Annotated in this window: 1 protein-coding gene; it reads right to left on the bottom strand. The window is 74.5% G+C overall.

Features of this window, described 5'->3' with window-relative positions:
• The coding region (locus tag AB8Z36_RS41305) for a carboxylesterase family protein (RefSeq protein WP_369218472.1) at window positions 1–869 on the bottom strand (869 nt) is incomplete at both ends.

Genomic DNA, 869 nt, shown 5'->3' with positions numbered 1-869 from the left:
GAAGGGGACGCGCAGCACTCTGTCGGTGACCATCGCTCCCAAGATCTCACCCGGTGACGCATTCGGCCGGGTGGCGCGGTAGAGGCGTGGCGCGCGCCAGGGCGCGCGGCTCTTGCCCACGGCGGCCCACAGGGCGACTCGGGTGACGCGGTCGACGAGGCCGCTGGGCACGAACCACAGCCGGTACTCGTCGGCATTGGCTCCCAGCAGTACGTCGATGCCGTCGGCGGCACCCTCGGCCAGGGCGGCGGCGGGGTCCTGGGGCAGGAGGTCGCCGTCGATGACGAGGCTGAAGCTGTTGCCGCCGGTCAGCGGTGTGCCTCCGGCGGTGGCGGCCCGCTGCGCGGCCAGGAGACGGGCGCGGTCGACGCGGCGGAAGGCCTGGGCGGTGGCCGGTACGTCGAGGTGTTTGGCGATGGCCTCGGTGGTGCGGCGGGCCTGGTCCGGCGGCAGGGCGGAGGGCGCGCCGCTCTGGAGGACGGCCCGCCGGAACAGGCCGTTGGCCCGGGGGCTGGCCAGCAGGGCGCCGATGCTGATGGCACCGGCCGACTCGCCGAACACGGTGACGTCGCCGGGGTCGCCGCCGAAGGCGCGGATGTTGTCCCGTACCCAGGTGAGCGCGGCGAGCTGGTCGCGCAGGCCGAGGTTGGCGGGGGCGTCGGGGAAGATGCCGAACCCCTCGATGCCGAGGCGGTAGTTGAGGGAGACCAGGACGACGCCGTCGCGGGCGAAGGTGCGGCCGTCGTAGGTCGGGACGGCGGAGGAGCCGTTGCGCAGGGCTCCTCCGTGGATCCACACCATGACCGGCCGGGCGCCGTCGTCGGGCGCGGGCGTCCAGACGTTGAGGTTGAGGCAGGCGTCCCCGGGGA

The sequence above is a fragment of the Streptomyces flavofungini genome (assembly GCF_041028215.1).
Classification (GTDB): domain Bacteria; phylum Actinomycetota; class Actinomycetes; order Streptomycetales; family Streptomycetaceae; genus Streptomyces; species Streptomyces flavofungini_B.
Note: the sequence above shows the minus strand (reverse complement) of the source record. Positions and strands in the feature narration are given on the sequence as shown.